Source organism: Thermosediminibacter oceani DSM 16646, assembly GCF_000144645.1.
Classification (GTDB): Bacteria; Bacillota; Thermosediminibacteria; order Thermosediminibacterales; family Thermosediminibacteraceae; genus Thermosediminibacter; species Thermosediminibacter oceani.
On sequence record NC_014377.1, the window covers coordinates 1,706,339 to 1,728,461 of the forward strand.

Annotated in this window: 19 protein-coding genes and 1 riboswitch; of the genes, 15 read left to right on the forward strand and 4 right to left on the reverse strand. The window is 47.1% G+C overall.

The annotated features are described in order from the left end of the window. Positions 1-4 precede the first annotated feature (4 nt). The 3 genes from TOCE_RS08595 (at position 5) to TOCE_RS08605 (ending at position 3,737) form a co-directional block, all read left to right on the forward strand. Entirely contained in the window at positions 5-778 is a 774-nt protein-coding gene (locus TOCE_RS08595; RefSeq protein ID WP_083768502.1) for a FeoB small GTPase domain-containing protein, read from the forward strand. Continuing rightward, entirely contained in the window at positions 729-2,123 is a 1,395-nt protein-coding gene (locus TOCE_RS08600) for a nucleoside recognition domain-containing protein (RefSeq protein WP_049817918.1), read from the forward strand. The genes TOCE_RS08595 and TOCE_RS08600 overlap by 50 nt, the downstream gene beginning before the upstream one ends. Positions 2,124-2,276: 153 nt before the next feature. Next, a complete protein-coding gene (locus tag TOCE_RS08605) occupies positions 2,277-3,737 on the forward strand; it encodes an IS1182 family transposase (RefSeq protein ID WP_425358464.1) in 1,461 nt (486 codons plus the stop codon). A 69-nt stretch (positions 3,738-3,806) separates the two neighbouring features. Here TOCE_RS08605 and TOCE_RS08610 read toward each other — a convergent pair whose 3' ends face one another. Both TOCE_RS08610 and thiT read right to left on the reverse strand, forming a co-directional pair. Next, positions 3,807-5,078 (reverse strand): double-cubane-cluster-containing anaerobic reductase, encoded by a 1,272-nt coding sequence (locus TOCE_RS08610; RefSeq protein ID WP_013276473.1) that lies wholly within the window; start codon positions 5,076-5,078, stop codon positions 3,807-3,809. A gap of 335 nt (positions 5,079-5,413) precedes the next feature. Then, positions 5,414-5,941, reverse strand: a complete 528-nt coding sequence (thiT, locus tag TOCE_RS08615; protein WP_013276474.1) for an energy-coupled thiamine transporter ThiT — start codon at positions 5,939-5,941, stop codon at positions 5,414-5,416. A gap of 63 nt (positions 5,942-6,004) precedes the next feature. Next, positions 6,005-6,110, reverse strand: a riboswitch (TPP riboswitch). 262 nt (positions 6,111-6,372) lie between these two features. Between thiT and TOCE_RS08620 the strand changes: the two genes are divergently transcribed. From TOCE_RS08620 to TOCE_RS08660, 9 genes are read left to right on the forward strand one after another with little or no spacing between them, the layout of a single operon-like run. Then, a complete protein-coding gene (locus TOCE_RS08620; protein WP_013276475.1) occupies positions 6,373-6,708 on the forward strand; it encodes a hypothetical protein in 336 nt (111 codons plus the stop codon). Positions 6,709-6,710: 2 nt separating this feature from the next. After that, positions 6,711-7,754: a V-type ATPase subunit gene (locus TOCE_RS08625; RefSeq protein WP_013276476.1), complete on the forward strand. Its 1,044-nt coding sequence runs from the start codon at positions 6,711-6,713 to the stop codon at positions 7,752-7,754. Positions 7,755-7,771: 17 nt separating this feature from the next. Further along, positions 7,772-9,805: a V-type ATP synthase subunit I gene (locus tag TOCE_RS08630; RefSeq protein ID WP_013276477.1), complete on the forward strand. Its 2,034-nt coding sequence runs from the start codon at positions 7,772-7,774 to the stop codon at positions 9,803-9,805. Between the two features lie 19 nt (positions 9,806-9,824). Further along, entirely contained in the window at positions 9,825-10,229 is a 405-nt protein-coding gene (locus TOCE_RS08635) for an ATP synthase subunit C (protein ID WP_013276478.1), read from the forward strand. Positions 10,230-10,239: 10 nt separating this feature from the next. Next, on the forward strand, positions 10,240-10,548 hold the full coding sequence (locus tag TOCE_RS08640) for a V-type ATP synthase subunit F (RefSeq protein WP_013276479.1): 309 nt from the start codon (positions 10,240-10,242) through the stop codon (positions 10,546-10,548). A gap of 9 nt (positions 10,549-10,557) precedes the next feature. Next, the gene (locus tag TOCE_RS08645; RefSeq protein ID WP_013276480.1) at positions 10,558-11,187 is read left to right on the forward strand and encodes a V-type ATP synthase subunit E; all 630 of its coding nucleotides are present in this window, start codon (positions 10,558-10,560) and stop codon (positions 11,185-11,187) included. 3 nt (positions 11,188-11,190) lie between these two features. Then, a complete protein-coding gene (locus tag TOCE_RS08650) occupies positions 11,191-12,954 on the forward strand; it encodes a V-type ATP synthase subunit A (protein ID WP_013276481.1) in 1,764 nt (587 codons plus the stop codon). Further along, complete coding sequence (locus tag TOCE_RS08655; RefSeq protein WP_013276482.1) at positions 12,944-14,317, forward strand: V-type ATP synthase subunit B; 1,374 nt, start codon at positions 12,944-12,946, stop codon at positions 14,315-14,317. The genes TOCE_RS08650 and TOCE_RS08655 overlap by 11 nt, the downstream gene beginning before the upstream one ends. Before the next feature lie 4 nt (positions 14,318-14,321). Further along, on the forward strand, positions 14,322-14,948 hold the full coding sequence (locus TOCE_RS08660; protein ID WP_013276483.1) for a V-type ATP synthase subunit D: 627 nt from the start codon (positions 14,322-14,324) through the stop codon (positions 14,946-14,948). A 20-nt stretch (positions 14,949-14,968) separates the two neighbouring features. On the opposite strand, the gene TOCE_RS08665 is transcribed toward TOCE_RS08660, so the two are convergent. After that, positions 14,969-17,119: a heavy metal translocating P-type ATPase gene (locus TOCE_RS08665; RefSeq protein WP_013276484.1), complete on the reverse strand. Its 2,151-nt coding sequence runs from the start codon at positions 17,117-17,119 to the stop codon at positions 14,969-14,971. Positions 17,120-17,341: 222 nt separating this feature from the next. On the opposite strand from TOCE_RS08665, the gene TOCE_RS08670 reads away from it, so the two are divergent. The 3 genes from TOCE_RS08670 (at position 17,342) to TOCE_RS08680 (ending at position 20,260) form a co-directional block, all read left to right on the forward strand. Continuing rightward, entirely contained in the window at positions 17,342-18,265 is a 924-nt protein-coding gene (locus tag TOCE_RS08670) for a prenyltransferase (RefSeq protein WP_013276485.1), read from the forward strand. Between the two features lie 113 nt (positions 18,266-18,378). Next, positions 18,379-19,194, forward strand: coding sequence for an FMN-binding protein (locus TOCE_RS08675; RefSeq protein ID WP_049817919.1), 816 nt, complete (start codon positions 18,379-18,381; stop codon positions 19,192-19,194). A 94-nt stretch (positions 19,195-19,288) separates the two neighbouring features. Further along, complete coding sequence (locus TOCE_RS08680; RefSeq protein ID WP_013276487.1) at positions 19,289-20,260, forward strand: polyprenyl synthetase family protein; 972 nt, start codon at positions 19,289-19,291, stop codon at positions 20,258-20,260. On the opposite strand, the gene TOCE_RS08685 is transcribed toward TOCE_RS08680, so the two are convergent. Next, entirely contained in the window at positions 20,228-21,982 is a 1,755-nt protein-coding gene (locus TOCE_RS08685; protein ID WP_013276488.1) for an FAD-dependent oxidoreductase, read from the reverse strand. The two genes, TOCE_RS08680 and TOCE_RS08685, sit on opposite strands and share 33 nt — an antisense overlap. Positions 21,983-22,123 lie beyond the last annotated feature (141 nt).

The following is a 22,123-nucleotide window of genomic DNA, read 5'->3' on the forward strand; positions in this document are numbered from 1 at the left end:
AAGTATGGATTTTTTGTTGGAAGATAGTTTCCCTAGGCCTCTTGTAGCACTAGCCGGAAACCCCAACACCGGCAAGAGCACTATTTTCAACGCACTGACCGGGATGAAGCAACATACAGGGAACTGGCCGGGCAAAACCGTGAGTCTTGCTCGGGGAACGTTTTACCATAAGAATGTGAGATTTAACATCGTCGACCTGCCGGGTACCTATTCTCTTCTCGCAAATTCGCTTGAAGAACAGGTAGCCCGCAATTTTATTCTGTTCAACAGGCCCGACGTCATGCTGGTAGTAACCGACGCCACCTGCCTCGAGAGAAACCTGAACCTGGTGCTGCAGATAATGGAAATTACCGACAGGATTATAGTCTGCGTGAATTTGATAGATGAGGCTACTAAGAAAGGAATATATGTGGACAGCGACGTTCTCTCGGAGGAACTGGGAGTCCCCGTGGTTGCCACAGCTGCGCGCAGAGGTATAGGGTTATATGAGCTAAAAGAAATGATTTTGAAGGTGTATTCCGGAGAAATCAAACCATCGCCGCGGAAAGTAAATTACGGCGAAGAACTGGAGAAAGCCATCGGGGAACTAGTACCCCGCCTGGAAAAAACCTTTTCCGACGGTATAAATCCCCGCTGGTTAGCCCTGAATATTATCTCGGGCGACTATTCGATCGAAGACATCAAAAAACTCATCAAAGTCCGGGATAAAAACCGGGGGGGAAACGCGTATGGATACTCGTATTTTTCAACGGTCCCAAGAAACCGGGAACTCAGATGACATTTCACATGTAACGACAGACGTGAAAGACCTGATCGTGGAAAAAATTTATGAGAAGGCTGAAAGCATCAGCCGGAAGGCTGTAAGATACGAAGGTTTTAGGGAAAGCTTAGATAAAAAGATAGACTTGCTGCTCACTTCAAAAGTTACAGGTATTCTTTTTATGCTCCTTCTTTTGGGCGTTATATTCTGGCTAACCTTGGTGGGAGCCAATTACCCTTCAAGGATCCTCGCGAAAATTCTTTTTGGAATCCAGGGTTTTCTTGAAAGCTTTCTTGTTTCGATCGGAGCCCCTGAGTGGGTCAACGGGTTTTTAATCACCGGAATGTACAAGACCATGGCGTGGGTGGTATCGGTAATGCTGCCTCCGATGGCGATATTCTTTCCACTATTCACCTTCCTGGAAGACCTGGGCTATCTGCCCCGGGTGGCTTTCAATCTGGACTATTTTTTTAAAAGATCTGGTACCCATGGAAAACAGGCCCTTACCATGAGCATGGGCTTCGGGTGTAATGCCGCCGGCGTTGTATCCTGCCGGATAATAGACTCACCGCGGGAACGCATCATAGCCATCCTTACCAACAATTTTGTGCCCTGTAACGGCCGCTTCCCGACTTTGATGCTGCTCGCGTCGCTTTTTATAGGAGGGCTTGCACCCGATCTGGGGTGGCTGCTGGCTCCCATTGCCGTATCCGGATTAGTCGTTTTCGGCGTATTTACAACGCTGGTAGTGTCAAAACTGCTTGCCTCCACCCTGCTCAAGGGGCTACCCTCATCCTTTATACTGGAACTTCCGCCATACCGCCCTCCCCATATCGGCGGTATAATAATACGCTCCATATACGAGCGCACCCTTTTCGTTCTGGGGCGGGCTGTGGCCGTGGCAGCTCCCGCCGGCGGCATTATATGGCTTCTGGCCAATATAAAATTAGGAAATCAGAGCCTGCTGGCCCAGGCAGCAGCCTTTTTAGACCCGCTCGGTCGGCTGGTGGGCCTGGACGGATACATTCTCATGGCTTTTATCGCAGGCCTGCCCGCCAACGAGATAGTTTTACCCATACTGCTCATGGGGTATCTCGCCCAGGGATCCATGATTTCCCCCGACAACTTCGCAGGCCTCAAGGACCTGCTTATAAGCAACGGCTGGACCATCCTTACCGCCATCAACACTATGCTCTTTTCCCTGCTCCATTTTCCCTGCGCCACCACGCTGTGGACCATAAGATGCGAAACAGGAAAAGCCAGATGGGCGATTTTCGCAGCGGTGCTTACGACCACCGTCGCACTGCTGGTGTGTTTTATAATCGCATCGTTATACAGGCTGGTAGTGTGGGCTATATTATAAAGCCATAACGAAAAAGCGGTTCCCTTTATAAGAACCGCTTTCAGACTGTCGACAAAGTAACTGTCGACAGTCTTTTTTTGCAAAAGCTAGTACAGAAATCATCAGCTTTTTAGTAAAATTAAAGAAGATACAAAAATATTGTGGGGCGATGAAATGTTAACGAAGAAAAATCGAGAAATAATAGAGCAGGTAGAATTAGTAAGCATCGATAGCTTAGTACCTCAAGACCATCTCCTTAGGGCAGTAGAAGAAAGCATCGATTTTAATTTCATTTATGATGAAGTAAAAGACCTATATAGCGAAAATACAGGAAGACCTAGTATTGACCCGGTAGTGTTAATTAAGCTACTCATGCTCCAAGTATTGTATGGAATCCGCTCCATGCGCCAAACCATCAGAGAAGTAGAAGTCAATGTAGCTTACCGTTGGTTTTTAGGCTATGGATTACAAGAAAAAATACCTCACTTTTCAACTTTTGGAAAAAACTATGAACGGCGGTTTAAGGAAAGTGATCTATTTGAAAAGATATTCGAGCGGGTGTTGATGGAAGCAATAGAATGCGGGTTTGTTAAAACAGATGCAGTATTTATCGATGCTACTCACATAAAAGCCAGTGCCAATAAGAATAAATATATCGAGAAAGTCGCTAAGCAACGGACTCAAAAATATAAGGAAGAACTTTTAAAAGAAATCAACGCCGAACGGGAAGCAAACGGTAAAAAGCCCTTTGAAGAAGAAGATGATGATGACGATAACAACAAAGGAGAAAATAGCTCTAAAAAAGTCAGGGTAAGCACCACAGATCCTGAAAGTGGGATGTTTCAAAAAGGGGAAAAAGAGCGCTGCTTTGCCTACACAGCTTCTGTAGCCTGTGACCGGAACAACTTTGTCCTTGGTGTCAAAATAGCACCTGGAAATGTTCATGACAGCCAGGTATTCTCCGATTTATTTCAAGAAGTAAACGATAAATTTTCTAAAATAGAGGCGGTAGTGGTTGATGCAGGCTACAAAACCCCCGGGATATGCAGAGAAATCATTGAGGCAGGAGCGCTTCCCGTTATGCCCTACAAGAGGCCGATGACCAAAGATGGCTACTTTAAAAAACGCGAATACGTCTATGACGAATATTATGATTGTTACATATGCCCCAACAACCAAATATTAGAATACAGCACCACCAACCGGGCGGGATACCGGGAATATAGGAGCAACCCCCAAATATGCTGTAAATGTCCCATGCGCCTACAGTGCACCAAAAGTAAAAATTACACAAAAATCATAACTCGGCATATATGGGAGCATTACATAGAAATAGCGGAAGATATAAGACACACCCAATGGGGTAAAGAACTATACAAAATGCGCGGCCAGACCATCGAGCGGGTATTTGCCGATGCGAAGGAAAAGCATGGCATGCGCTATACAAATCTACGAGGCTTGAGGAAAGTTGGACATTACCTCACGCTTCTTTTCGCATGCATGAATTTAAAAAAGCTGGCTTTATGGAAGAAAAGACGGGGAACGTTTCCGCCAACAGTCCCCGCTTTACATTCGTTTTTCTTAAAAATTTTCTTCGCCTTCAACAAAAAGCCGCTTTTAGGTTATGCATCCTAAAAGCGGCTTTGTCTACAAGCTGAAAGCGGTTCCCTTTATAAGAACCGCTTTTTCAGTGTCTTTGTTTTTTCAGCCGAGCATTTCAAGAAAAGCCTGAACCCGGGTTTTTACCTGCTCCGAATCATTTTCGCTGTAATCAGTTTCAATGAGAATAACGGGTATCCCTTCCTTCTGCAAAGCCCGCCTGACAAGTTCATACTCCACAGCGTAGGGCTGGCAGAACTGCAGATTATAGTAAATGACGCCATCAGCCTCGTATTCCCTGGCCAGGCGTATTATATCATCGATTCTGCCGCGGTTGGGGGTAAAGCATGCGCAGTTAGTCTTCATGTACCTTTCAGCAAGAGCTCTAAACTGCCCTTCCAGCGTGTTTGAAGCCTCTTCCACGAAGTTTTCAAAGTATCTGGTGCCGGTGCAGGTTTCCTCGCAGACCACAACGGCACCGCTCGATTCCACTATGTGGTGCAGTTTCCAGTTCGGTATAGCCATGGGAGTACCGGTTATGAGGATACGCTTTGCGTGGGCCGGGAAAACGCCTTCCCCCGACTTTACCCTTTCCTCCAGTTCGTCGCAAAGGTCGTTTACTTTAGAGGTAAAACGCTCCGGATCATCGTAAAAAGCTATCTGGCTAACCAAAAGGGCATCCTTTCCGCTGATGGGTACCGGCCTTGCCTTCCTCAGTTCATAAAGGCGCTTTAGAGCCCTTCTCTTTTCGTTTATAAGCCTTATCGCATCTTTCAATTTATCCGGGGTTATTTCATTCCCCGTAAGTTTTTCCAGCTTTTCCTTTAGTATCTCAATTTCTTGAACCCAGGCTTTTATATCAACGTCCCGCTTCATTTGAGGAAGGTGCATCACGTGGATATCGGCATAATTTTCAAGTATTTCCCAGGCCTTTTTCTTACCGTCGCAGGTCGTCTCACCTACAAGCAGGTCGCAGGACTGAAAGTAAGGACACGTCCTGGTTATTTTTGCCCCCATAAAAGATTTGATCAGCGGACATGTGTTTTTGGGCAGTACCTTTTCCCCATCAGGCACCCAGAACTGGGACCCGCCGCACAACCCTATGCCTATGGCTCCTGCGGCAACTATAAGCTCGTCGGGCACGTAAACGCAGAAGGTGCCCACCACCTTGCCCCCGTCATCCTTATGCCGCTTTAGTTCTTCGGGCCTGAGGCCGTGAATCGAAGATACCACCAGATTAAAGTAGTTCATTCCTTCCGGCCGGTTTTCCTGAGAAAGATACACGTCAGCGAAAAAGCCTGGCAGCAGGTTGCATAGCTGATCGTGCTTTTCAAGGTCAATGTCCATCGATTCCCATAACTTTTTGTAATCGGTCATTTAAAATCCCCCTTAATAACTTTTTCTTTAGTGATGAGGTTCCCGGGATCGCAGCCCCGACTCCAACGAAATGATAGATAATTTTTGGGCCAAAGACGCCACCTTTTCGGACGGTTTCGTTTTGTCCGGCTTTTCAGAAGAATATCCAATTCAGATTTTATCACCATAGCAGGCGAACCTGCTATCGAAATATATAATAAATTAATATTTACTATCGATATTTTTAATAGATGCTCTTTAAAATTGCTTACCGGCGGTTACTCAATCCTTCGCGAAAAAAACTCCCTCCCCGGAAGTTAAATCACCCTTCCGAAGAGGGAGTTTAAAAAATCATTTCAATCAGAAACGCCGCAGCCTTCATCCTTACGAATAAAGCGGTAAAGCACAAATCTCAATACAAGAAGGCTTATGACTAGTTCGGGCAACAGGTAACCGCCGTTGTAAAGCACCGAGTAGACAAGGGGACTCATACCCTCGGGAGCGTAGGAGTAAAAGAAGATTACACCTGAAAGAAGGTGCGACAAAAACCGGCCTAAAATGCCCACGGGTATACCGAGATAAATCCTTCTTCCAAACAGCCCTGCAAAGCCCAGCATTCCGAATGCAAGCGGGTAGTCTAAAATTACCTGCACAGGATGGACGATAAAGGGTTCTATCATTAGCTGCAAAAGACCGTATACCGTTCCCGCAAAAAATCCTCTGGAAGCTCCATGCCGTACCGAGTAGAGGATGATGGGCACCATACTTCCTAGGGTAACAGAGCCGCCGTAAGGGGCCTGAAAGACCTTGAAGAAACTCAATATTGTAGCAATCCCGATCATCAGTGCGCCTTCGATAAATGCAGATAGATTCTGTCTTCTCATAATTATCCTCTCCTTTTTAATATTAAAAATAAAAGCCCACCCGTATAGGTGGGCAAGTAAATCGATGCGATTCACGTGCTTCCCTACGCGGGCATTACCCCGTTCAGGTTCTGGGGTCGAAGCCCTGCCATCGGGCTTCCTCTCAGCCGAAGCTCCCCCAGCACGTTCAACATTTATCATTTATTATTTTATTTATATTTATTATACATCATTAATAAATTATTGCCAATAGCCTTACTTCAGTCCCGGTGAAAAGTAATCACTGCTTTTTTGACAAAACACGAGAAATTTTGAGATAGTACCCGGTTAGGAGGGTTTACCGGTACATTGCAGCATAGGATGGTAGAATTTTATAACTTATTTCAGTTTGCTTTTATTTTTTTAGAGGAGTATAGATTATAAAAAGATCTAATTAAAAAAGGGTGATCTGCTTGGAAGAAAAAATCGTAGGACAATCGATAGAGCGGTTTCTAGAGATAGACAGTAAAGCAGTGGAGATCAGAGAAAAGAGGGATAAAAGTCTAGCCGACCTAGAGTCCCGCTACCGCCGGGAAATCCAGGAGATGATTGAAAGTTTTAACCGGGAAATCGACCAAACGGTAAAAGACATTTATGCCAAAGCAATTCTGACAGGTAATCAACAAGTTGAAAAAATACAAAAAGATACGACTGAATTGATAAAAAATATGGAAGCGAGGTTTACGCAAGTTAAAGATGAAATAAAGGATGAGTTCATTAATACGATATTTGATCTAAAGAGGTATTGATTATGGACAGGATAACTCGATTTGCCGCCGTCAACACGAAGATAAGAGCAATGGAACGCAATTTTTTGCAAGACCAGCATTACGCCGAGATGCTTCGGAAAAGGTCTATCGCAGAGCTTGCCGGTTATCTTAGAGAAAATACTCCCTACCGTAAGCTGTTGGACGATATAAACACCGATAAGTTGAGCAGGGCTACCCTCGAAAGAATCCTTCGACGCAATATGGTGAAAAATCTCGATAAACTGCTTTATTTTTTTAGAGGGAATTATAAGGAATTTTTGAAGGCGCTGTACCTGAAGTATGAAATCGAGGATTTGAAAAATCTGGCAAGAGACATATATAACAGCTCCGAAACTGGCCTGATTGACAGGCCTTATGCGTTTATAGGCAGGTACAGCAATGTACCCTCCGATAAGGTGCTTAAGGCAGAGACTTTAAGAGATCTCATAATGGCTTTGGAGGGGTCCGAATTTGACGATTACGTAAAGCCCCTGCTTGACGGAAAAAGGGAAAATCTCTTTCATCTGGAAATGGCCCTGGATACGGCTTACTTCAGCATTTTAAAGAAGAGGTCAGAAAAGCTTGAAAATGGAGATAGAAAAATTCTAGAAAAATGGGAGGGGATGGTATCGGATTTATATAATCTTCAATGGATATACAGGGGCAAGAAATTTTACATGCTGTCCCCGGAGGAGTTGCTCAATTACACTATAGACATGGGGGACCGCATCAGCTTTTTAAAGCGCAGGGAACTGTGCTATTCTATAAATCTCGACGAACTAGATAGTATGGCCGGGGAGCTGGGGTACGGCTTCCTTTTCAAAAAAGACGAAACCGGTGACATATACATGGAAAGGAGAATAAATAGATTTTTGTTCTACAGACTTAAGGCTTTATTACGACGTTCTCCCATGAGCATAATACAGGCTATCGCTTATGCATTGTTTCTGGAGTTCGAAATAAAAGACATTATCTCGATAACCGAATGCATTAGATACAACCTTTCACCCGAGGAATCCGGGAGGTTCTTGATAAGGGCGGTATAATTAGGAGGCGAGCTTTTATGGCTATTGAGAAAATGAAGATGATGGGGATAATAGGCAAAATCCCCCAAATGAACAGGATCCTGCGACTAATTATATTAAACGGTAGCATGCATGTAATCAACTCCATCTCCAGGATAAGCTCTAGCGATTTCGTCTTACCTCCCAATGAAAAAAATATAGAGGCTTTAGAAGATCTTCCTTATATTAAACCGTATACATTGCGGAGGGACTTTTCCCGGGAGGAAGAGGTTGTAAACAACCTCCTGGGCATTTTCAATTTAAAGCCCGCCGTAATACCCGAGTACATGGGGCAGGATTACGAATTTGACGATTTTATGAAGCAAATTTTCGAAATCTATTCTGAGATACACTCCTTAGCCGAGAGTATAAACCAGAGAAAAAGGTCTATAGAAGAAAAAAAGACTTATATAAACAATCTGAGGTACCTCGAAAAGTACAAATTTAATGTGGAACAACTGGAAAAAATGAATTTCCTGACCTTCAAGCTGCTTAAACTCACGAAGGAAAACTACCTCAAGCTCAAAAAGAATTACGAAAATATACCGGCGGTGGTCTTAAAAATTAAGGATGAAGGCAAAAACGTGGTGGTAGCCTCTATAACACCGAAAAGCCTTGAAGAAACCGTAGAAAGGATTTTTACTTCCCTCAATTTTGTAGAGCTTCCTCTTCCCGATAGTTTCAACGGGACACCGGCCACCGTCATAAAACAGCTGGAAGCCGGTATAAATGAAGATATGAACGCCATTGATTCCATGACAAAGTCCATAGAAAATTACAGGGAAAAATACACGGTCGAAGTTGAAAAGGCTTACGCCCGGCTTGCAATGGAAAAGAAGGTTGAGGAGGTTAAAACCAATCTCGCTACGGGTAAGCACCTGTTTTTTATGTTCGGATTCGTTCCGGAAAGCTGCGTAGTCCGCCTTAAAGAAGAACTCGAAGCTACCTTCGGGAATGACATTATAATAATCGTCGAAGATGTACAAAAAAGAACGCCGGGCATAACGCCGCCTACGAAATTGAGGAATCTTCCCATTATCAGGCCTTTTGAAGAAATGGTAAAAATGTACGGAGTGCCTGCTTACAACGAGAAGGACCCGACTTTATTTTTTGCGCTAAGTTATCTCCTGCTCTTCGGAGCCATGTTCGGAGACGTGGGTCAGGGCCTCGTGCTGTTAATCGCCGGGCTCTTGCTTAGATATCTGAAGGCAAGAACCGCCCTCGGCGGGATCCTGAGCAGTATCGGTTTAAGTTCCACAGTCTTCGGCCTTCTCTACGGCAGCGTGTTTGGGTCGGAGGAGATAATTCCGGCCCTCCTGGTAAGGCCGATGGCCAATATTAACCTCATGCTGGCGGGGGCTGTCGTTCTGGGTGCTATATTGATAATCCTTGGGTTTATTTACAGCATAATGAATTCATATATTGAAAGGAACCTCGAGGAAGGTATGTTCGGCAGAAACGGGGTAACAGGCCTCGCATTCTACGTCCTGCTTTTATATGCAGCTTACAGATATGCTGTTGGAATAGGCGGCCTTTCACCGTACCTTTCGCTTTCCCTGGTTGCACTTATCATCCTGATGGTGTTTAAGCAGCCGCTGGCCGGCAAAATAACGGGAGCTGAGAAGCTCTACAGACAATTACCGGGGGATTATTACGTAGAGGAAGGGTTTGGTGCTCTCGAAACCCTACTTTCCGCAATGTCCAATACCATTTCCTTCATCCGGGTGGGTGCCTTTGCTCTAAATCATGCCGGCCTTTATATAGCTTTTGCCACTATGGCCGAAATGACAAATTCCGGAATCGGAAGCTTTTTCCTCCTGGTACTTGGCAATGCTGTGATAATAGGTCTGGAAGGGTTGATAGTTTTCATACAGGCTTTGAGACTGGAATATTACGAGCTATTCAGCAAGTATTTCAAGGGAGATGGTGTAGAGTATGAGCCCGTAAAAATCAAAAAAGCGATTTCAAGAAAAATTGCTTTCCGGCAAAAGCGTTTCGCAAAGCGTTCTATTGGCATGAATTATGCAATATAAAAATTGGAGGGAATGTAAAATGTACACAGTGGTTTTTCTTGCAATGATCATTTCTGTTTTAACCGTTGCTGCAGGTATTTACTACAGGCTCGATGGGGCTAAAGCCCGAAAGGTGTTGAGGTGGAGTGTAGGTTTTTACGCGCTCTTAATTGCGGCTTTTCTCACGTTTATAATGCCTGCCGAGGTCAGAGCGGCCGGTTCGGATAACCCATCGGGCGGCCTAGCCTTTATAGCAGCAGCGCTCTCCACCGGCCTTGCTACAATAGGTGCGGGTTATGCGGTGGGAGCTGTGGGTTCATCGGCATTGGGAGCAGTGTCCGAAGACCCGAAAATCCTCGGTAAGACGCTCATTTATGTGGGTCTTGCCGAAGGTATAGCTATCTACGGCCTTATTGTTTCCATCATGATCCTGGGCAGCTTATGAGGGATAGATTATGAAGGCTTTTGTCTTGAGCGACAATGCTGATACGTTAACCGGTATGAGGCTGGCGGGGATTGATGGGAAGGTATTACACGAGAGAGAAGAAGTGCTGAGAGAATTAACGGAGATTTACTCCAAAAAAGATATTGGTCTTGTCATAATAACCGAGGGGTTGGCAGAAAAAGTAAAGGATCAGCTGAACCGGCTTAAACTCAGAAAAGGCCTTCCCATAATAATCGAGGTTCCCGACAGGCATGGCAGCCGCCGCCCGCCGGACTTCCTAACCCGTTATATCAAGGAATCCGTTGGAATTAAGATTTGAGGTGACAATATGTCAACGACCATAGATGATAAAATATCCCTCTTTACAAAGGTCATTTTCGAAAGACTGGAACACGAATACAGCGAAAAATACCAGAAGCTTGTGGACCGTTACGAAGCTCAAAAAGCGGCTTTATCGGAGGAATTTAAGAAAAAAATGGAGGAAAAAGTATCAGAAGCCGCCCGGGAGGCAAATGTAAAAAGAGAACAGATGGTCTCCAGGGCCCGTGCTGACGCTCATTTCGAGGTGCTGAGAAAAAGAGAGGAACTCCTGGAAAGGCTTCTGAATGAAGTAAGGGATAAGATAAAAAAATTTCTCAACACCCCTGGATACATGGAATTTTTGAAAAAGATGCTGGTTCAGGTAACCTCCCGCTTCCCTAAAGGAGAGAAAATAATTTATATCTTTACACCCACCGATCTTGGTAAATACGAACAGGTCATTAGGTCCATTATCTCTGACCTGAAGCCCCCGGGCGAATTTGAAATAGTTTCGGGGGATGACAGCATGATCGGTGGTGTTGTGGCAAGAAGCGAAAGCGGCAGGATAGAGGTGGACCTCTCTGTTGATACTCTCGTAGAAGAGAATCGCAGTGTACTTGCTCGACTCCTCTATAATCATCTTAGCGGGGAGGTGTAACAAGTGGAGACAGGGAGAATAATTTACATCAACGGACCCGTTGTCAGAGCTTCCGGTATGAAAGGCTTCACAATGAGAGAGATGGTACTGGTAGGCGAAAAAAAGCTCATCGGTGAGGTCATATCTCTGGATAAAGAAGTGGCCACGATCCAAGTGTACGAAGAGACTTCCGGTCTCCGTGCGGGAGAGCCGGTAACCGGTACCGGAAAGCCCCTGTCGGTGAAGCTTGGGCCGGGCATTTTGGGCAATATATTTGACGGCATCGAAAGACCGCTTTCGCACATTTACAAAGAAGAATCAGGCTTTATACCGCCGGGGATAGGACTCATATCCCTCGACGAAGAAAAACTCTGGGATGTGGAAATTCTTATCCGCGAAGGGGATCACCTGAAGGAAGGCGATGTATTCGCCCGGGTGCAGGAGACCTCCATGATAGTCCACCGGATAATGGTACCCCCCGGGTTACACGGTCGGGTAGTATGGGCGAAAGAAAGCGGAAGGTACACCATAAACGACACCCTGGCCCTCCTTGAAAACGAAGGAAAGACCTTTGAGCTCAAAATGTGCCAGGAGTGGCCTGTCAGAGAGCCCAGGCCGGTGGCAAAGCGGATGCCTATCGGGAAACTCCTGGTGACCGGGCAGAGGGTTATAGATACGTTTTTCCCCCTGGCAAAGGGAGGAACCGCCGCCATTCCGGGCGGTTTCGGCACCGGCAAAACTATAACCCAACACCAGCTGGCCAAGTGGAGCGATGCCGACATTATCGTATATATAGGTTGCGGTGAACGGGGCAACGAAATGACCGAAGTGCTGGAGGATTTCCCTAAATTGCAGGACCCCAGAACCGGCAAACCTCTTATGGACAGGACAGTGCTTATAGCCAACACATCAAACATGCCCGTTGCTGCCCGCGAGGCATCAATATATACCGGTATAACTATAGCTGAATATTTCAGGGATATGGGATACAACGTAGCATTAATGGCCGACTCTACATCGCGCTGGGCGGAGGCTCTGAGAGAGATCGCCGGAAGGCTGGAAGAAATGCCTGCCGAGGAGGGTTACCCTGCATATCTTGCGTCAAGGCTGGCCCAGTTTTACGAGCGGGCCGGCTATTTTAAAAATCTCAACGGCAGCGAAGGGTCCATTACGATTATAGGCGCCGTTTCCCCCGCCGGCGGCGATTTTTCGGAGCCCGTCACCCAGGCTACTAAAAGGGTTGTGGGGGCTTTTCTGGCTCTGGACAAAGAGCTGGCCTATGCGCGGCATTTCCCGTCTATAAACTGGCTTTTATCATACAGCGGCTATGTAAAGATGCTGGAGGATTGGTTCTCGGACAACGTAGCTCCCGACTTACTCGAACTCAGGGCGAAGATGCTCGGCCTTCTCCGCGAAGAAAATAAGCTGATGGATATAGTCAAACTGGTTGGCGAGGATGTACTTCCCGACGATCAGAGGCTGGTGCTTGAAATAGCCAGGGTGCTGAAGATGGCTTATTTACAGCAGAATGCCTACCATAAGGAAGACTCCTACGTGCCCCTTGACAGGCAGTACACAATGCTGAAAGTTATCGACAGACTTTACGAAAGGGCTTTATCTTCGGTTAAAAAAGGTATTCCCATTGCCAAGGTTAAAAACGAGAAGATCTTTAATGATGTCATTATGATGAAGTATACTCTGAATTTCGATGAGCTCATTAAACAGATAGACGAGTATTTCGACAGCCTCGAGAGCATGTACAAAGAAGGTGTGTTTTATGAAGGTTAAGTATCTGAAGCTGGAAAAGGTTGAGGGCCCACTCGTAATAATGGAAGATGTCGGAGAAGTCGCTTACGACGAAATTGTAGAAATAGAAATCCCGGGGCGCGGAACCCGCATGGGTAAGGTTGTGGAAATCAGCGGTAGTAAGGTTATAATCCAGGTGTTTGAGGGAACTTCCGGCATATCCCTCGACAAAGTGAGCGTCAGTTTTACCGGTAGCCCCATGAGAATCACCCTCTCCAGGGATATCCTGGGCCGGATTTTCAACGGAATTGCAAAACCCATTGACGGTGCCGGAGAGATTTACTCCGAAAATACGTACGACGTAAACGGCAGGCCTATAAATCCCGTAGCCAGGCTCTACCCGAGGAATTTTATTAGAACGGGAATTTCCGCCATCGACGGGCTTATCACCCTCATCCGCGGGCAAAAGCTTCCGATATTTTCCGGTGACGGCCTGCCCCACAACGAGCTGGCAGCCCAGATAGTCCGGCAGGCGGGTATATCGGGAGAGGAATCCGGGAAGTTTGCGGTCGTTTTTGCCGCCATGGGGATAAAGCACGACGAAGCTGATTTTTTTGTGAGGAGTTTCGAAGAAGCCGGTGTAATGGATCGGGTAGTGATGTTCGTCAACCTGGCCGACGATCCGGTAGTGGAAAGGATCATAACCCCCCGGTGCGCTCTCACCGCGGCAGAATATTTGGCCTTTGAGTGCGACATGCACGTGCTGGTCATTATGACCGATATGACCAGCTACTGCGATGCCCTGAGGGAGATATCTTCCGCCCGGGAAGAAGTACCGTCGCGAAAAGGTTATCCCGGATACATGTACTCGGACCTGGCCAGCCTTTACGAGAGAGCGGGAATTCTAAGGGGGTCCGGCGGCAGCATAACCCAGATCCCCATACTCACCATGCCAAACGACGACATAACCCACCCCATCCCGGACCTGACCGGATATATAACAGAAGGGCAAATAGTGCTTTCCAGAGCCCTATACCAGCTGGGCATTTATCCTCCTATCGACGTGCTCCCGTCTCTCTCCAGGCTCATGAAGGACGGTATCGGCAGTGAGTACACCCGGGAGGATCACCCGGACCTGGCAAACCAGATATTTGCCGCTTATTCCAGGGTGCAGGAAGTCAGAGCCCTGGCTCAGGTTATAGGAGAAGAGGAGCTGTCCGAAACCGATAAATGCTATATGGAATTCGGTCGCAGATTTGAAAGAGTTTTCCTGACTCAGAAATTCGACGAAAACAGAAGCATAGAGCAGACTCTAGACATCATGTGGGATCTACTAAAAGTGCTGCCCGCATCTGAAATTACCAGGATCGACCCGGCTCTTGTAAATAAATACCTTAGGAAGTGAACTTATGAGGGAAAATATAGCTCCTACAAAGGCTAACCTGATAGCTGCAGCGGCGGCCCTGGAATTTTCAAGGAAGGGCTATGAACTCCTGGACAAAAAGAGAAACGTGCTTATAAGGGAAATGATGGGATTGATGAACAGGGCCGCAGAACTTCAGGATAAAGTGAGAAAGATTTTTAGCGAGGCTTACGAGGCACTCCAGATGGCCAATATCACCCTGGGTATATCCCAGGTCTACGAGGTGGCCAGGTCGATCCCGGAAACCGCCGAGTTCACGGTACTTACCCGCAGCGTAATGGGAGTGGAAATCCCTATTGTCAGGTATGAGAAGAAAGATCTGGAAAAAAGTTACAGTTTCTACCATACAAATGCGGCTCTGGATGTAGCCCGCCAGAAATTTTACGAGGTAAAATACCTGTTCTTTGAACTCGCAGAGGTGGAGGACTCCGTTTTCAAGCTCGCCATAGAGATAAAGAAGACGCAGAAAAGGGCTAACGCGCTAAAGAACATACAGATCCCAAAATTTGAAACAATCGTAAAAATGATATCGGAAATGCTCGAAGAAAAGGAAAGAGAAGATTTCTTCCGGCTGAAAACCCTAAAGAAAAAATTGAGCGCACCGGTGCAATGAGTCGCCGGTGCGCTATCATTTTAAGTCCTTTCTTCCAACTTCTTTATTTTCAACAACCTGATTCCGTTGAGAGTCACCAGTAAAGTCGCTCCCATATCGGCCAGAATGGCCAGCCACAGCGTCAACCACCCCGGGAAAACGGCCGCCACCGCCAGGGCTTTAATGACCAGCGACAATGTTATATTCTGGCGTATCACCTGCAGTGCAGCTCTGCTCAGGCGGATCGTAAACGCCACTTTAGTCAGGTCGTCGGTCATTAACACTATGTCCGCCGTCTCAAGGGCCGTATCGGTACCGGTCCCGCCCATGGCTATTCCTAAGGTAGCTGCAGCCAGTGCGGGAGCGTCATTTATACCATCCCCCACCATGGCAACCTTCCCGTATTTTTTTATCAAATCTTCGAGGGCTCTTACCTTATCCTGAGGCAGCAGTTCGGCTAAAAACTCATCGACACCGGCGCGGGCGGCTACAGCTTTAGCAGTGGCTTTATTATCGCCGGTAAGCATTATCGTCCGCTCGATGCCGGCGCGTTTGAGTAAGGCCAAAGCCTTTTTGCTCGTTTCCCTTATCTCGTCGGCAACGGCAATAATTCCTATAATACCGTTTTCCGTCCCCACCAGCATAGCCGTCTTGCCTTCTTCCTGAAGGCGCTTTACGTCCTCCGTTATTCCACCGGCCTCTACACCCAGTTCCTCAAAAAACTTCATATTTCCTACAAATAGCGCCTCTCCGTCCACGGAACCTCTTGCCCCCCGGCCTGTGAAAGCAGTAAAATCTTCTGCCGGTATCATTTCTACACCCCGGGCTTCCGCGGCTTTAACTATGGCAACGGCAAGGGGGTGTTCCGATCGCTTTTCTACGCTGGCAGCCTTGCGAAGAACCTCTGTTTCAGATTCGTTACCTACAGCTATTACATCGGTAACCACCGGCTTTCCTCTCGTAAGAGTACCGGTCTTGTCAAGAGCGACAACCTTTAAAGAACCAGCTTCTTCAAGGTATATTCCGCCTTTTATTAAGACTCCGTTCCTTGCCGCGTTACCTATAGCACTTACTACAGCTACAGGCGTTGAAACCACAAGAGCGCACGGACACGATACCACCAGCAAAGCGAGGCCGCGGTACAGCCATGGCGTCCATTCATGGCCCAGGAAAAGCGGCGGCACCAGTGCTACGGCGCCGGCGAGCACAATCACTATTGGTGTATATACAGCTGCAAACCGGTCCACAAAAGCCTGAACCGGAGCGCGTCTTGTCTGGGCCTCCTCAACCAGGTGTATAATTTTCGCCAGGGTGGTATCCTGAACGAGTTTCGTAACTTTTACTTCCAGCGAGCCGTGAGTGTTAATGGTCCCCGCATAAACCTCGTCACCGGGCCCCTTTTCGGCGGGTATCGATTCTCCGGTGATAGCAGCCTCGTTTATCGCCGACTCGCCCTTTAGTATGACCCCGTCCATGGCTATTTTCTCGCCGGGACGGATTACAATTATATCGCCAATATTAATTTCATCTACGGGGACATCCACTTCGCCCCACGGCTTTTTTATTCTTGCGGTTTTGGGTGCTATGTCCATGAGCAGGCGTATCGACCGTCTCGCTCTCTCCATGGTCCAGGATTCCAGCATTTCCGAAACCGAGTACAGGAATGCCACAACGGCACCCTCCTCCAGCTCGCCGATTGCCACTGCTCCTATGACAGCTATGCTCATTAGAACGCTCATATTCAAATTAAGTCGTCTTAAAGAATAATAGGCCTTCCGGAAATTCTCCCAGCCCCCGGCGACCATGGCAAGCAGGAACAGAGGGACATAAAAGTAAGCTATCACACCCACTTTTCTCCCGATATAAGCCGCCAAAAGAGCAGCTGCGGATACCACCGTCCGGAGCAATTCTTTGTTTATCTTAATTCCTGTCCCCGCCTGAGCCCGCTCCTCTTTTTCCTCGGCCGGGAATATTTTATAGTTTTCTTTAAGGCCTTCCCGCCGGATAGCGTCAATGTCCACATTGCCTTCCACGGTGAGCCTACCCGTCGCCGGGTTTAAGACAGCCCTGGTAACACCGGGCAGTGCTGCCACGTTTCTTTCAAACTTGGCAGCACAATCGAGTCAGGTTATGCCTTCGACTCTGTACACCTTTTTTTCATTAACCCTGTATAGCTTTTCTTCAGCTCCCATATATTTCTCCCCACCCTCTACTGAAAAAATGCTATCAACATTTGAACAGTTATTTAATTGTTTGATTTTATTATATACCTGTCATCTATAGATTGCAACATTTATCCAGAAAAAAACGGCCGGGAAATCATAAGCGCTGAAAATTGTCAATATTGACAAGATACCGGGACTGGTTTAATATTAAACTCGAAAAAACCAATTTCCTGGGAGAGGAGGGTATCAATGATTAACGAAAACCGGATCCGACTCTGGCGTGGCTTCTGGCAGCTGGCCGATCCTAAAATATGGGTCGCTTCAACGGTTCCTATGGCTGTGGCCGCCGCCCTTGCCTATAGTCTCGAGGGAACGTTTAACCTGTACTGGTTCCTTTGGAGTCTGGTGGGGGTATACCTAATAGAAATAGGTAAAAATGCGGTAAACGAATTTGTAGACTTCGAATCCGGCGTTGATACATCCATTACGCCTGACAAAAGAACCCCTTTCAGCGGCGGGAAAAAAGTCATAGTCGACGGAATACTGACCCTATCGGAAGTTAAGGTAATCGCCGCTGTTACCATGATTCTGGCGGGCCTCGTTGGTTTGTATGTAGTCTTTGCAAGAGAACCCGAGGTATTATGGATAGGTATCGCCGGTTATGCCATTTCCATATTCTACAGCCTTCCGCCTGTAAAACTCTGCTACAGGGGCTTCGGCGAACTCGCTGTGGGGTTAACCTTCGGACCTCTCGTGCTGTGCGGAACTTACCTTGTCCAGACTTATAAAATCTCTACCGAAGCCGTCCTGTGTTCATTAATTCTGGGACTTCTCATCGCTAACGTCCTCTGGATCAACCAGTTCCCCGACTACGAAGCGGACATGATGGGTCAAAAGAAAAACTGGGTTGTAAGGATGGGCAAAAAAAAGGCCACCTCTGTGTTTGCCGCACTTTTTACGGCGGCCTTTGCTCTGAGTGCTATACTTGCTTTCATTGCGGGCAACCCATTTTTCCTTTTGCCGTTATGCGTCTTTCCCCTTGCCAGGCGTGCCGTTGATGTCGCACGGCGGTATTACGACGATATTCCGAGGCTTATAGAAGCCAACGCTAAGACAGTCCAAGTATACCAGCTGACCGGTTTAACCCTCATAATCGCCGCCCTCTTGGGTTAAAAAGTTCAAAAAAAAAATATTACCCGAAACAAAAAAATTTAGAAGGATTTTGCCTTTTGATGTATAATATAATTAAAGAGAAGCAACAAATTATTCGATACAGGGGGGTTATTATGAAAAAATTACTGTCACTAACAATCGCACTTCTCCTGGTCGTAACCCTTGTAGCCGGCTGCAGTTCCCAAAACTCGCAACAGCAGCCGCAGGATCAGCAAAATCAGCAGCAAACTGAGCAGCCTCAGCAGGGAGCACTGCAGGACGGCACCTACTACGCAGAAGACAAGGAGTTCGATGACCATGGCTGGAAGGGTCTTGTGACCGTAATTGTGAAAGATGGAAAAATAACAAACGTGTTCTACGATGAAATCAACCAGGAAGGCAAGCTGAAGAGCTTCGATCCAGAATACGGTTCCAGGATGAAAGAGAACTCCGGCACCACACCGCTGGATGTTTATCCGAAACTGGAGCAGGCCCTGGTAGAAAAGCAGAAACCCGAAGATGTTGAAGCCGTTTCTGGCGCCACGAGCTCTTCTGACAGATTCAAGAGCCTGGTAGCCGAAGCACTGAAAGGCTCACCAGTTGAAGCCAAAGACGGCTTAAAGGACGGCCTTTACAAGGCATCGGAAGCCGACTTTGACGACCACGGCTGGAAGGCAATGGCCGCGGTAATCGTAAAAGACGGCAAAATTCAGTCTGTATTCTTCGATGAGGTCAACAAAGAAGACGGCCATTACAAATCGACCGACCAGGAGTACGCCAAGAATATGGAAGCAAAATCGGGCTCCACTCCCACAAAAGCGGTTGAGGCTTTGTCCAAGTCCCTCGTAGAAAAGCAGAATCCGGAACAGGTGGATTCGGTGACGGGTGCCACCGGAACTACCACCAAGTTCAAGGATTTGATGACAAAAGCCCTTTCTCTGGCAAAATAATAGCCTGAAAAAGGAAATCCGAAGGGCATACTCTAATGTATGCCCTTTCTTTTATAATGTAACGGAATTTTATATAGAAAGAGTGAAGTTTCGCATGGCAAGATTCGATTTTTACCGTGAGATCTCCCGTGAAATGTCCTGCCTTGAGGAAGAACTTCTCTCATCGATAAAGACAAATGAACCTTTTCTCTCGGAACCTTTAGAAAGGACTATAAAGGCTGGCGGCAAAAGGATAAGGCCCGCTCTGGTGTACCTTTCAGCCAGATTCGGAAATTACGACTATGAAAAGATCAAACCCCTTGCGGTAGCTGTGGAGCTGGTACATACGGCCACATTGATCCACGATGACATCGTTGACGATTCCCCCCTTAGGCGGGGCATCTCAACGGTACAGGCTGCTATCGGAAAGGACGCGGCGGTCTACGCTGGAGACTACGTACTTGCCAGGACTTTCAAGATACTCGTAGACCACGGCGATTTCGACATTTTAAAGTCCGTATCCAGTGTACTTTACAGAGTATGCGAAGGTGAAGTGCGTCAGAAAAGGGAGGCCTTCGATATCACTATAAGCTTTTTAGATTACGCCCGGCGCATCCGGAAAAAAACCGCCCTCCTCTTCGCCCTTAGCTGCGAACTGGGAGCAAGGGGAGCGAAAGCTGATCCCCGCACTATATCTGCTCTAAAAAAATACGGCATTCTGTTGGGAATGGCTTTTCAGGTAATGGACGATATCCTGGATCTAACTGAAGACGAAAGCCGGAGCGGAAAACCCAGGGGAAATGATATAAAAGAAGGGGTAATCACTTTACCCCTCCTGTACGCTCTGAACAATCAATCCACTGCGCTAGAGCTGCGGGAACTTCTATCGGATAAACACCGGATAGACGACAGCACAATCAGCACCATAATCGAAATTGTAAAGGAATCGGGAGGAATAGAATACGCCCGACATATAGCCGGGCGTTACGTAGAAAAATCAAAAGAAAATCTATTAGTTCTTGAAGACAGTCCCGCCAGGAGTTCTCTCATGCTCCTAGCCGACTACGTTGTGGATAGAACCAGGTAGCGCCGGTTTTCGGCCTCCCCCTCTGACAATCCTCTTTACAAGCCTGGAGATCCAGGGGATCACCCAGCGGTCGAGTCCGAAGGAATGGCCTGCACCCGAGAAGCACACCGCCAGCGACACCATAAAGAACCACATGTCTCCCGAACCGGAGATCATGAAATTAATCAGCATGAAGAGCGATCCCAGTGAAGCCAGCGATGTAAACAGACCTAAGATGAGGCACGTACCTATCGCCAGCTCGCTAAGCGTTATTACCGTCTGGAAAAACAGCGCGTTGGGGAAGATGAATTTTTCAACGAAATTGGCATACCATTCCGGCGTATTCGGCCCTATAGGACTTGTAGACGCTCCTGCTACCAGCTTATCTCCTGCCGCCAGCCATCCGGCGTGTACCTTTTCCATACCCGAAACCAGCCACCTGTAGCCCAGGTAAATCCTCAGAATAGCCAACCATACCATACTGGTGCTAACGCCTATATTTTCAACGATGAAAGATTTCCCACGGTTTTTCCGGAAGAACTGATGCCCGATATATTCCCTTACGAAACCTAAACCGCCGACACCGAAAAGATAGTGCATGTCGGCCAAATGCTTTATGAAAGTAGCTATAAAGCCGGTAAGTTTACGTCCCATTACCTCGGCGACGCAGTACCTTTCACCTATCGAGACCATATTCCCGTGGAGGTTGAGTTTGAGCGCTTTCTTGGGCTTACCGGTAATATCGGCGGCTATGTTATGAGCCGCACACTCGCCGGACTGCATCGCAGATTCGACCAGCGCAGGCATGACGAAATTTTTTTCATTCACGTAGAAGCTTACGTCCCCTATCGCGTATATACCTTTTTGACTGGTCTCAAGGTATTCATTGACCTTTATCCTACCCCGGCCACCGGTCTCCAGCCCCAGCTTTTCGGCGAATGAGTTCCCCCTCACACCACCGGTCCATATAAGGGTCTGGGTTTTTATTTTTTCACCGGTTTTGAGGGTAAAGCCGTCGGGTTCAACGCTGACAATGGGAGAATTCAGGATTATTTTCACGCCATGCTTTTCGAGATAAGAAGTCGCCTTTTTGATGAGCTCATCGGACAGGTTGGGAAGGATTTTGGGGAGCGCTTCCACCACCATCAGTGATACTTCACTGCGGTCTATGCCGTATTCCCTACAAAGGTCTTCAACCCACTCCACCAGCTCTCCCACCATCTCGATGCCGGTAAATCCACCGCCGCCGACCACGAAGGTGAGATATTCACGCCTTCTTTTCTCATCGACCTCGTATCTGGCCTTTTCGAACATCTCTATTACTCGCTGCTTAATCCTCAACGCATCTTCGTGCGACCAGAGCGTAAAGGCGTGTTCTTTCATACCCGGAATGCCGAAATACTCCGGTTCGCTGCCGCAGGCGAGTATAAGGTAGTCGAAGGTGTAGTCCGCCTTTCTGCCCCTCAGTGTTCTGGTCTTCAAATCGGCATCGTGGATTTCATCCACTACCAGCCTAACCCCGGTCCCCTCCAGAGCCTTCTCCAGCGAATATAGCACTCCTTCCGGTTTTACCCTGTTGCCGGCAACCAGGTGAAGCTCAGTCAGGTAAACCTGATAAGGGGATCTGTTTATGAGGTAGATCTCCACGTCGTCTCTCTTGGCCAGGAGCTTGTTCAGCTTTTGAGCTGCCGTCAGTCCTCCATATCCACCTCCCAGCACAAGGATTCGCTTTTTATCCGCCATTCAAATTCCCCCTTCTTACAAAAATTACTATAATAATTACAAAAAAAATGTTTTATTCAATTCTATAATACAACTTACCGTGTTTTTTGACAAGAGAAAATGATTACTAGTGCTATAAAAGTGTACAAAATGCTATATATT

Bases quoted from the DNA above. Each gene is read 5' to 3' on its own strand.
- TOCE_RS08595 (WP_083768502.1), top strand. From the start codon at position 5: ATGGATTTTTTGTTGGAAGATAGTTTCCCTAGGCCTCTTGTAGCACTA.
- TOCE_RS08600 (WP_049817918.1), top strand. From the start codon at position 729: ATGGATACTCGTATTTTTCAACGGTCCCAAGAAACCGGGAACTCAGAT.
- TOCE_RS08605 (WP_425358464.1), top strand. From the start codon at position 2,277: ATGTTAACGAAGAAAAATCGAGAAATAATAGAGCAGGTAGAATTAGTA.
- TOCE_RS08610 (WP_013276473.1), bottom strand. From the start codon at position 5,078: ATGACCGATTACAAAAAGTTATGGGAATCGATGGACATTGACCTTGAA.
- thiT (WP_013276474.1), bottom strand. From the start codon at position 5,941: ATGAGAAGACAGAATCTATCTGCATTTATCGAAGGCGCACTGATGATC.
- TOCE_RS08625 (WP_013276476.1), top strand. From the start codon at position 6,711: ATGGACAGGATAACTCGATTTGCCGCCGTCAACACGAAGATAAGAGCA.
- TOCE_RS08630 (WP_013276477.1), top strand. From the start codon at position 7,772: ATGGCTATTGAGAAAATGAAGATGATGGGGATAATAGGCAAAATCCCC.
- TOCE_RS08635 (WP_013276478.1), top strand. From the start codon at position 9,825: ATGTACACAGTGGTTTTTCTTGCAATGATCATTTCTGTTTTAACCGTT.
- TOCE_RS08640 (WP_013276479.1), top strand. From the start codon at position 10,240: ATGAAGGCTTTTGTCTTGAGCGACAATGCTGATACGTTAACCGGTATG.
- TOCE_RS08645 (WP_013276480.1), top strand. From the start codon at position 10,558: ATGTCAACGACCATAGATGATAAAATATCCCTCTTTACAAAGGTCATT.
- TOCE_RS08655 (WP_013276482.1), top strand. From the start codon at position 12,944: ATGAAGGTTAAGTATCTGAAGCTGGAAAAGGTTGAGGGCCCACTCGTA.
- TOCE_RS08660 (WP_013276483.1), top strand. From the start codon at position 14,322: ATGAGGGAAAATATAGCTCCTACAAAGGCTAACCTGATAGCTGCAGCG.
- TOCE_RS08670 (WP_013276485.1), top strand. From the start codon at position 17,342: ATGATTAACGAAAACCGGATCCGACTCTGGCGTGGCTTCTGGCAGCTG.
- TOCE_RS08675 (WP_049817919.1), top strand. From the start codon at position 18,379: ATGAAAAAATTACTGTCACTAACAATCGCACTTCTCCTGGTCGTAACC.
- TOCE_RS08680 (WP_013276487.1), top strand. From the start codon at position 19,289: ATGGCAAGATTCGATTTTTACCGTGAGATCTCCCGTGAAATGTCCTGC.
- TOCE_RS08685 (WP_013276488.1), bottom strand. From the start codon at position 21,982: ATGGCGGATAAAAAGCGAATCCTTGTGCTGGGAGGTGGATATGGAGGA.